Raw genomic sequence first — 6,732 nt, 5'->3', positions numbered from 1 at the left:
CACCAGCGGCCGCAACGACCGCGGCGCGATCCCCGCCGTCAAGAACGTCTCGCTGAAGCTGCCCGCGGGCGCCACGCTGGGCGTGGCCGGCGAGTCCGGTTCGGGCAAGTCCACGCTCGCCATGAGCGTGCTGCGGCTGCTGCCGCCGAACGCCACGATCGAGGGTCGCGTGCTCATCGGCGACACCGCCGTCGCAGATCTGCGCTTCGGCGAGCTGCGGGCGCTCCGCTGGGCGGAGGCGTCCATCGTCTTCCAGGGCGCGATGCACTCGCTCAACCCGGTCCGCACCGTGGGGCAGCAGATCCTCGAGGCGCTCGAGCTGCACGTGGCCGACGGCTGGAAGAGCGACAAGGCGCGCAAGGCGCGCGTCGTCGAGCTGCTCCGCGACGTCGACCTGCCGCCGGCGAAGGCGGACGCGTACCCGCACGAGCTGTCGGGCGGGCAGAAGCAGCGCGTGATGATCGCGATGGCGCTCGCCTGCGAGCCCGACATCATCATCGCCGACGAGCCGACGACGGCGCTCGACGTCATCGTGCAGAAGCAGATCCTCGACATGATCAGCGTGCTCGTCGCCGAGCGCGGGATCTCGATGATGATGATCAGCCACGATCTGTCGGTGCTCGCCACCGCGTGCGAGCGGATCGCGATCATGCGCGACGGCGAGCTGCTCGAGATCGGCGACGCGTACGAGGTCTGCACGAACCCGCAGCACCCGTACACGCGTCAGCTCGCGGAGGCGTTCCCGGCGATCGGTGATCCGTCGTCACGCCTGAACCCCGTCACCCGCCGGGGCGGATCGGCGGGCCCGACGGCCCGCGAGCTCTCGGACGACGTGCTGCTGGAGGCACGCGGCGTCACGGTCACCTATCGCGGGCGCGGGCGGCCGCTCGCGGCGGTCAAGAACGTCGACCTCAGCCTCCGGCGCGGCGAGATCCTCGCCCTCGTCGGGCAGTCGGGGTCGGGCAAGACGACGCTCGCCCGGACCATCGTCGGGCTGCAGCATCCCGACGAGGGGTCGGTCATCCGCTTCCGCGGCAAGGACATCCCCCGCAAGGGGCGCGCCCTGCGCGAGTTCCGCAGCGAGGTGCAGATGGTGCTGCAGGATCCGTCGGCGGCGCTGAACCCGAAGCTCAGCATCTACGAGTCGATCGCCGAGGGGCTGCGCGTGCAGCGCTATCAGGGCGACGAGCAGGAGCGCGTCGCGCAGGGCCTGACGGACGCCGAGCTGACGCCGCCGGAGCGCTTCTTCACCGCCATCCCGCAGGAGCTCTCGGGCGGGCAGCGCCAGCGCGCCGTCATCGCCGGGGCTCTCGCGGTCGGGCCGCAGCTGCTCGTCGCGGACGAGCCCGTCGCCTCTCTGGACGCGTCCGTGCGCGGTGAGATCCTGGCGCTGATCCTGTCGCTGCGCGATCGCCTCGACCTCAGCGCCCTGGTCATCACGCATGACCTCGGGCTTGCGTGGAACATCGCCGACACGGTCGCGGTGATGTACGAGGGCGCGCTCGTCGAGTACGGCCCGACCGAGCAGGTGCTGCTCGATCCGCAGCACGAGTACACCCGGCGGCTGCTCGCGGCGGCACCCACGATCGAACGGCGGCTGGCATGACGGCGCCGCTCGTCGCGATCGACCGCTTCGCCTACCTCGACACGGCGCCGCTGCAGCCGGGGGACCGCGTCCGCTTCGTGTCGCCGTCCGGGCCCGGCAGCGCCGAGAGCCTCGAGCGCGCCGTGGCGTACTACCGCGACTGGGGGCTCGACGTCGTCGTGGGCGACCACGTGCTCGACCCGCATCCGCGCGCGAAGTACCTCGCCGGCGACGACGACGCACGTCGGCAGGACCTCGTCGACGCCTGGCTCGACCCCGACACCGCCGCGGTCGTCTGCATCCGCGGCGGGTACGGCGCGATGCGGCTCCTCGACGGCATCGACTGGGAGAGCATGAGGGGCGCCGCACTGCGTCGCGACGGTCGCCCGAAGCTGCTCACCGGATCCTCCGACATCACGGCCCTGCACGAGGCGTTCCGCGTGCACCTGGACGTGCCCACGCTGTTCTGCCCGATGCCCGGAAACGACGTGTTCCGCGACTCACAGTTCATCCGCGACGACGTCCGGCGGTGGCTGTTCTCGCCCTGGCGCGGGCGCGAGATCACCGGCGCCCGCACCGAGGTGCTCGTGCCGGGCATCGCCGAGGGCCGCTTCACGGGCGGCAACCTCAGCCTGCTGGCAGGCGCGCTCGGCGCGGTCGAAGCGGACACGCCGCCGGCCGGCATCCTCTTCCTCGAAGACATCGAGGAGGAGACCTATCGGCTGGACGGATTCCTGCTCGCGCTGCGCCGAGCCGGGCGCATCGGCGCGGCCGCAGGCATCGTGCTGGGCTCGTGGCACAAGTGCGGCGGTCCCGACGGGCCCGAGGGCCCCGACCCAGCCGCCGCCCTCGGGCGGGTGGCCGCACTGATGCGCGAGTACCTCGCGGATCTCGGCGTGCCCGTGCTGTGGGAGCAGGGATTCGGACACGACCCCGATGCGCTCAGCATCCCGCTCAACGTCGACGGCTCGCTGGTCGCGCCCGCCGACGGACCCGCGCGGCTCACGGTGGGAGCGGAGCGTTGACCGCCCTGACCCTGCCCGCGCTCGATCCCCGGGTGCGCTGGTCGATCCGGATCGTGGATGCCGCCGGCGCCGGGGTCCTCGCCGAGCACGCGCCGCAGCAGCAGTGCGAGACGGCGAGCATCGGCAAGGTGTTCCTGCTCATCGAGGTCGCGCGCCGACTCGAAGCGGGCGAACTCGATCCGGACCAGCGCATCGAGATCCCCGAGGAGCATCGCGTCGCCGACTCCGGCCTGCTGTACCGGATGCGGGACCAGCGGGTGACCGTCGACGATGCCGCACTGCTCGTGGGCGCCGTCAGCGACAACCTCGCCACCAACGCGCTGCTGTCGCTGTGCGGACTCGACGCGGTGCGGGCGGTCGCACCCGGCCTCGGCTTCACCGACACGTCGCTGCACGACTTCATCCGCAACGAGCGCACGCCCGACTTGCCGTGGACGCCCTCGTACGGCACCGCCGCAGAACTGGCCGAGCTCATGCGCCGGCTCGGGGCCGGAGAGGTGGATTCGCCGGCGGTGAGCGGACGCGTGCTGGACTGGCTGGCCGCCGACACCGACACCTCGATGGTGGCCGATGCGCTGCTGCTCGATCCGCTCGCTCACGTCGAGCCCGAGTACCAGGGCATGGTGCTGCGGCACAAGACGGGCAGCACCTCGTTCGCGCGCATCGACATCGGGCACCTCGCCGGCCCGGCCGCCGCGGTCGCCTACGCGGTGGCCGCGAACTGGAAGGACTCCGAGGACGACGTGCGCGCACCCGTCCTGGACGCCATGCACGCCATCGGCGAGCAGCTGCGCGCCCACGTCACCGGCCGCAGGCGCGACGACGAGAAGCTCGGCTGAGCGGAGGACGGGCATGGGCATCGGATTCGACGAGCTCGAACAGGAGGTCCCGGGGCTGCGGTTCTCGGCGCTGGCCGTCGACGTCGACTCGGGCGAGACGGTGTTCCGTCATCGGCCGGATGAAGAGCTGAACACCGCGAGCGTCGGAAAGGTGTTCCTGCTGCACCGGCTGCTGACCGAGGTCGACGAGGGAACGCGTTCGCTCGAAGAGCGTGTCACCCGCCGGCCGGTCGAGTGGATGGACAACTCGGGCCTCTGGTACCTGCTCCAGGCCGACACGCTGTCGCTGTACGACGTCGCCGCACTCATCGGCGCGGTGAGCGACAACGCCGCGACCAACACGCTCGGCCGGGTCATCGGCCTGCCTGTCGTGCAGCAGCACACGCGCGCGCTCGGCTACGAGAGGTCGGGCCTGGACGACATCGTGCGCTGGCCGCTGCCGCCCGGCGCGCCGCGCACCCTCTCGCACGCGACCGCCGAGGAGCTCGTGCGGTTCGTCACGCGCACCGCGACTGCCGCGGACCTGTCGGCATCGTCCGCCGACACGTTGCAGCGGTGGCTCGGAGCCGGCATGGATCTGTCGATGGTGGCGGCCGCATTCGGCCTGGATCCGCTCGCGCATTACTACTTCGATCGCGACGTGTGGCTGTGGAACAAGACGGGCACCATCTCGACGGTGCGCGCCGACACCGGGCTCGTCATGTCGCCGGACCGGCGCCTGGCGTATGCGGTGCTCGCGAACTGGCCGCGCGGCGTGGACGCCCGCGATCGGGTGCTCGCCGTGATGCGGGCCGCGGGCGACGAACTGCGCGCACACCTCGCGCGCTGATCGCGGCAGGGGCCCTCACCGCGCCGCGATCATCTGCTTCAGGCGCTCGTACTCCTCCTCCATCCCGGGGTTCGCCCGTCGCGGGTCGTCGGGCACGCGGCCGGCGGCCACGTCGTCGAGGTAGCGGCGATCGGCATCGAGCCGGCGCTGTGCGTCGCCACCGGGCGTGCCGTGCCCGGGGATCCCGACCGCGGCGCGGGAGGCATAGCCCGCGAGCAGGTCGAGTGCAGCGACATACGCCTCGAGGTCGTCCGGTGCGAACGGGAGCGGCAGCTCCACATCGCTCAGCATGTCGCCTGCGATCAGCACGCGCTGGTCGGGCAGCCACACCGCGGTGTGACCGGGCGCGTGGCCGTCGTGGATCACGAGCTCGGGCGCAGAACCGCGGGGCACGGAGGATGCCGGGATGACGGCATCCACTCCCCGTACACGTCCCATGAGGTCCGCGAGCGGGCGGGGGAAATCGGCGCCGAGACCCTCCAGCAGCTCGGCCCGCTCATCACGAGCGAGCGCGGCGGTCGGGCGCGACGCCCAGCGCGGCGCTGCGCCGAACCGTTCGTGCCAGAGCAGATGGTCGTAGTGCGCGTGCGTCGCGAAGCCGCCGACGACCGTCAGACCGCGGTCGTCGATCACGTCGGCGAGTCCGTCGAGTTCGCTGGGCAGCCAGCAGGGGTCGATGAGCAGCGTCTCGCCGTCGCCGACGAGCAGGGTGGAGGTGGTCGACATGATGGCGCTCGTCGCGACGAGCACGCCGTCCGCGACCTCGATGAGCTCTCGCATGGCCTCCATCCTCGCCCCCCCAGCATGCCTCGGATGCCGACGGATGGACGCATGCCGTCGATCCCGGAGAAACCCAGGCAGACGTCACCAGCCGCTGCGGGTCGGGGTGTGACCTTCTCGTGCGTCGTCGGGCATCGCCATCTCGGCGCGCAGGCCGAGCAGGCGGATCGGGTGACCGGGGTCGATCCTCGCCACGAGCTCCATGGCCTTCTCGATCACGACGTCGCGGTCGAACGTCGTCGCGACCTTCTTGGTGAAGGTCTTCGTGAGGAACGGGGCGTAGCGCACCTTGAGCCCGAGGCCCACGACGGGCCGCTCGTCGGCGGCGACCTCGGCGAGCACCGCATCGAGCAGACGACGCGCTTCGCGCTCGATCTCGGCGGGATCGACGATGTCCGTCTGGAACGTGGTCTCTTTGCTGTGTCCGCGCGCCACCCACGGGGTGTCGTCGACCACCGAGGAGCCGTCGCCCCGGCCCAACTGCCGGTACCAGAGACCCATCTTCGGCCCGAACTCGGTCACCAGCGCGTCCTCGTCGCCGTCGGCGAGCTCCGCGACGGTGCGGATGCCGAGCAGCGCCAGTCGCTTCGACACCTTCGACCCGACGCCCCACAGCTCGATGACCGGACGCCCGCCCATGACCTCGAGCCAGTTGCCCGCCGTGAGCCGGTACACGCCCTGCGGCTTGCCGAACCCGGTCGCCACCTTCGCCCGCACGAGCGTGTCGCCGATGCCGACGCTGCAGTGCAGCCGCGTGCGCTCCAGCACGTCGGCCTGCAGCCTGCGCGCGTAGGCCTCGGGATCGTCGGTCTCGACCCCCACGAAGGCCTCGTCCCAGCCGAGCACCTGCACGACCGCGCCCGGCTGGTCACGCAGCGTCGCCATGACCTCCTCGGACGCGGCGAGATATGCCGGCGCGTCGACGGGCAGGATGACGGCATGAGGGATCTTCCGCGCCGCGATGCGCAGCGGCATGCCCGATCCGACGCCGAACGCCCGCGCCTCGTACGACGCCGTCGAGACGACGGCGCGTTCGGTGGGGTCGCCGCGCCCGCCGACGATCACCGGCGTGCCGGCCAGCTCCGGCCGCCGCAGGATCTCGACCGCCGCGATGAACTGGTCGAGGTCGACGTGCAGCACCCACGTGGGCATGCCCCGAGCGTAGGACGCGCCGCCGACACCGTGCCAGCGCTGGTGCACTCCGAGCCCGGCCCGCCGTCAAGTCCGATCTCCGGGCGCGCTCTGGCGCGTAGCCTGCGATCAGGGCGCCTGCGAGCGCCCGCAGCAGAAGGGCCGACGAGAGGAAGTCATGTCTGACAACCTGCCACCCGACGTGCCGCCCGCCCCCGACGGGCAGGTCGGCGTGCAGCCCGTGCGCGACCGCGACACGACCATCGAGCCCGATCCGACGCGCGATCCGGCCCAGGCCGAGTGGGATCGCACGACAGCCGAGGATGCCGGCGCCACGCCGGACGACACCGTCACGGCGACCGGCGACGATCCGGCGCACCTGCCCTCGCCCGACGACGACGTGCCGCGCACCGACCTGCCGCCCGAGTCGTTCCAGCCCGAGACCCAGGGCGTGTCGCCCGAAGAGGCCGAGCAGGGCGATCTCGGCCAAGGAGACCTCTCCCCCGAGGACCGCTGACCCCCAGACAGCGGTGGGGCCCGGGG

The 6,732-nt window shown here is 72.0% G+C and carries 7 protein-coding genes; 5 read left to right on the top strand and 2 right to left on the bottom strand.

The window, feature by feature from the left end; genetic code table 11:
* The 4 genes from ACTHNQ_RS14695 to ACTHNQ_RS14680 all read left to right on the top strand — a co-directional run.
* The coding region (locus ACTHNQ_RS14695; protein WP_440334531.1) for an ATP-binding cassette domain-containing protein at nt 1-1,606 on the top strand (1,606 nt) is incomplete at its 5' end.
* On the top strand, nt 1,603-2,610 hold the full coding sequence (locus ACTHNQ_RS14690; RefSeq protein WP_440334529.1) for a S66 peptidase family protein: 1,008 nt from the start codon (nt 1,603-1,605) through the stop codon (nt 2,608-2,610). The genes ACTHNQ_RS14695 and ACTHNQ_RS14690, both read left to right, overlap by 4 nt.
* On the top strand, nt 2,607-3,449 hold the full coding sequence (locus tag ACTHNQ_RS14685; RefSeq protein ID WP_440334527.1) for a serine hydrolase: 843 nt from the start codon (nt 2,607-2,609) through the stop codon (nt 3,447-3,449). Before ACTHNQ_RS14690 ends, ACTHNQ_RS14685 begins: the two co-directional genes overlap by 4 nt.
* Before the next feature lie 13 nt (nt 3,450-3,462).
* A complete protein-coding gene (locus tag ACTHNQ_RS14680; protein ID WP_440334526.1) occupies nt 3,463-4,278 on the top strand; it encodes a serine hydrolase in 816 nt (271 codons plus the stop codon).
* A 15-nt stretch (nt 4,279-4,293) separates the two neighbouring features.
* Here ACTHNQ_RS14680 and ACTHNQ_RS14675 read toward each other — a convergent pair whose 3' ends face one another.
* Both ACTHNQ_RS14675 and ACTHNQ_RS14670 read right to left on the bottom strand, forming a co-directional pair.
* A complete protein-coding gene (locus tag ACTHNQ_RS14675) occupies nt 4,294-5,058 on the bottom strand; it encodes an MBL fold metallo-hydrolase (RefSeq protein ID WP_440334524.1) in 765 nt (254 codons plus the stop codon).
* An 84-nt stretch (nt 5,059-5,142) separates the two neighbouring features.
* The gene (locus ACTHNQ_RS14670) at nt 5,143-6,210 is read right to left on the bottom strand and encodes a DNA polymerase IV (protein WP_440334522.1); all 1,068 of its coding nucleotides are present in this window, start codon (nt 6,208-6,210) and stop codon (nt 5,143-5,145) included.
* A gap of 157 nt (nt 6,211-6,367) precedes the next feature.
* Here ACTHNQ_RS14670 and ACTHNQ_RS14665 point away from each other — a divergent pair, with 157 nt between their 5' ends.
* Complete coding sequence (locus ACTHNQ_RS14665; RefSeq protein ID WP_440334520.1) at nt 6,368-6,706, top strand: sugar ABC transporter ATPase; 339 nt, start codon at nt 6,368-6,370, stop codon at nt 6,704-6,706.
* Nucleotides 6,707-6,732 lie beyond the last annotated feature (26 nt).

Origin of the sequence: Microbacterium sp. (genome assembly GCF_051953575.1) — a bacterium.
Taxonomy (GTDB): Bacteria; Actinomycetota; Actinomycetes; order Actinomycetales; family Microbacteriaceae; genus Microbacterium.
The sequence above is the reverse complement of the archived record's forward strand: the minus strand, read 5'-3'. Positions and strand labels throughout refer to the sequence as shown.